Below are 2,561 nucleotides of genomic sequence, written 5' to 3'. Positions count from 1 at the left end.
CGGCTCACCGAACACGCCTTCCACCTGACCCATGAGATCGCGGCGCAGTTCGGCATTGCCCGCGAGCGTACTCGCCGAGCGAAAACTGTCGTCGAGCAACAGGTCGCGCTTGCGGATGATCGTATCGATGTGGACGCCGGTCCCGACATTGCCGTACGGCATACGGACCGGCACGTTGGCAGCGAGGATCGCTTCCTGGCGCGAATATCCCGGCGTCTCCGCGTTCGCGATGTTCTGCGAGATCGTCTGCAGCGCGGCCTGATGCGTGACGAGCGCCGATCGCGCGATGCTCAACAGGCTCGAGGACATACTATGCGGTCCGGTTCACGAGCACACCGCGGGGGGCGCCGCTGCTGGGCGTGGCCGTTCCTTCGGTGGCATACGTGGTGGGCAGGGCCGGCGCGCCCACGAGAATGCGCACGTGCTGGTCCGTGTTGGTCAGCGCCTCGCGAAGCAGCTTGCGGTTCATGCCGACTTCGCGCGTGAGGAGATCGGCGGCCTGCGTGAGACGCAGCCGCGCATCGCGCAGCCGCGTGTCCACTTGGTCGCCGAGCATGTCTTCGAGTTCGCGCAGCGTGCAATCTTCGGAGCCGCCCAGCAAGATGTTGAGCTGACGACGACGCGTGCGCGCCTGGCCGAGTGTCGCGAGAATGCGATGGGTCGCGAAGGTGCTTTCGTCCACGCCTTCGATGTCATCCGCACCTATCGACGCGCGTTGGCGTCGCATCTGCGCGATGAGATCATCGAGCAGCCTGCGCTCGCTGATCAGCGCATCGTGCAGCGCCTCCAGCAGTGCCCCGGTCGGGACACCCAGGCGTGGGGCAGGTTCGTGTGCGAAGAGTGTCATCGTCGACATCAGCGGATATTGGAATCGGGAGTGTTCACAGAGGCCTGGGTTGCGTCAGCGGGGGTGCCGTGACGCAGTTGTCGGTAGAGCGCCTGCGCGATGCCATGCTCCCACTGCTTGGGAGTCTCGGCAGCAAGGTGCTGATCCAGGAGTCCCGTGAAAATATCTTCTCCGGCCCCTCCTGAAACGATTCCTTCCTGCTGTGGCACGGTCTCACGCATTGCCTTGTAGAGTTGCTGTACGAACATGCCTTCGAGCTGACTGGCGGACTTCATGAGCGTGGCGTCGCGCTGGTCCTTGACGGACAATGGGGCCATGGGCGCGCTCGCGCTCTTCATGCTGCCGGCATTGATGCGGTCGATCATCGAACGATGACCTCGGCGGTGATAGCACCGACTTCACGAAGCGCCGCGAAGATGGCGGCGATCTCATTGGGCGGCGTGCGCACGGCGTGCAGCGCCGAGGCGACGCGCTGTACGGGGATACCCGCCGGCAGGCGCACGCTGCCTGGAATCGGCGTGGTGTCGTTGGCGGTCTCGGTGCCGATGGCCAGCGTGATCGCGCCGTGACTGACCGTGGCCGAGCCGACGATCATCTCACCGCCGGCCACGACCGTGCCGTCCTTCCCATCGATGATGATGCGCGGACGCGACTCCGGCTTGACGGCGAGATCACGAATGCGGGCGAGCGCGGTCGGTTTTTGCACGGAGTCGGGGAGCGTCACGATCACTGAGCCTTCGTCTTCCACGGTGGCGGTCTTCTCGCCGTACGTGGCGTTGATGACAATCGCGATGCGCGTGGCGGTGCCGAGATCAGGCTCGCGCAGCAGCAGTCGCGAGGTAGCGACGATGGCTGGGCGCGGAAGATCGGCTTCGAGCACGCCACCGGTGGGAATGCGCGCGGACGCTTCATGCGATGGCATATACCGTGTAGCCGCGCCACCGTCGCTGACCAGCAGCGAACCCTGTGCCGACGCGAGCGGCGTACCGCTGGCATCCGCCACCAGCGGTGTCATGTACAGCGTGCCACCACGCAGCGAACGCGCGTCACCCATGGAGGCCACGTTCACTTCGAAGCGGCCACCGGCACGCAGATACGGCGACACTTCGGCGGTCACGAGCACCGCCGCCACGTTGCGCATGCGAATGAGATCCGCTGGCACTTCGATGTTGAAGCGACGCAGGATGTTGATGACGCTCTGAATGGTGGGGCCGGCCGTCTGTCCGCCGATCGCCCGGTCACCGGTGCCATCGAGTCCGATGGCGAGTCCGTAGCCTACCAATCGCACGGGCAGCGCGCCCTCGGCACTCGTCAGATCGCGGATCTTGATGTCGTTCTGCGCGCGAGCCATGACCGGCAACAACAGCAAGCAGGCAGTCACGAGAACAGTACGGACGATCTTCACGCCGAGATGACGCGCTTGAATGGTGGTCATGGCCAGAGTGCTCCGAGAACCTTGGTGACGATGCCCTGCTTCGGCTTGCCGAGTGGTCCCGGCGAGGCATACCCCAACTGTGCGTCGGCCACACGACTCGATTCGATCACGTTGGAGGTTGACACGTCCTGCGCGCGCACCCAGCCGGTGAACACGATGTCCTGCAGTGCCTTGTCGATGTCGATCTTCTTCGTTCCCTTGAGTTGCAGCAGACCATTCGGGCCCATGGCGACGATGCGCACGCTCATTTCGTTCTGAAAGCGGTTCTCGCGACGCGCT

General features: G+C 64.6%; 5 protein-coding genes. All 5 read right to left on the bottom strand.

All coding sequences use genetic code 11. The annotated features are described in order from the left end of the window. The coding region (locus ACESNG_RS23235) for a flagellar basal body protein (protein ID WP_373071085.1) at positions 1-309 on the bottom strand (309 nt) is incomplete at its 3' end. Position 310: 1 nt separating this feature from the next. Then, on the bottom strand, positions 311-856 hold the full coding sequence (locus ACESNG_RS23230; RefSeq protein WP_373071083.1) for a flagellar protein FlgN: 546 nt from the start codon (positions 854-856) through the stop codon (positions 311-313). Continuing rightward, positions 856-1,212 (bottom strand): rod-binding protein, encoded by a 357-nt coding sequence (locus ACESNG_RS23225; RefSeq protein ID WP_373071081.1) that lies wholly within the window; start codon positions 1,210-1,212, stop codon positions 856-858. The genes ACESNG_RS23230 and ACESNG_RS23225 overlap by 1 nt, the downstream gene beginning before the upstream one ends. Continuing rightward, on the bottom strand, positions 1,209-2,282 hold the full coding sequence (locus ACESNG_RS23220; protein WP_373060930.1) for a flagellar basal body P-ring protein FlgI: 1,074 nt from the start codon (positions 2,280-2,282) through the stop codon (positions 1,209-1,211). The genes ACESNG_RS23225 and ACESNG_RS23220 overlap by 4 nt, the downstream gene beginning before the upstream one ends. Next, positions 2,279-2,561, bottom strand: a 283-nt coding sequence (locus tag ACESNG_RS23215) for a flagellar basal body L-ring protein FlgH (protein WP_373071079.1), incomplete at its 5' end; no start/stop codon positions are given. The genes ACESNG_RS23215 and ACESNG_RS23220, both read right to left, overlap by 4 nt.

It is taken from the genome of Gemmatimonas sp. (assembly GCF_041689975.1).
Classification (GTDB): domain Bacteria; phylum Gemmatimonadota; class Gemmatimonadetes; order Gemmatimonadales; family Gemmatimonadaceae; genus Gemmatimonas.
The sequence above is the reverse complement of the archived record's forward strand: the minus strand, read 5'-3'. Positions and strand labels throughout refer to the sequence as shown.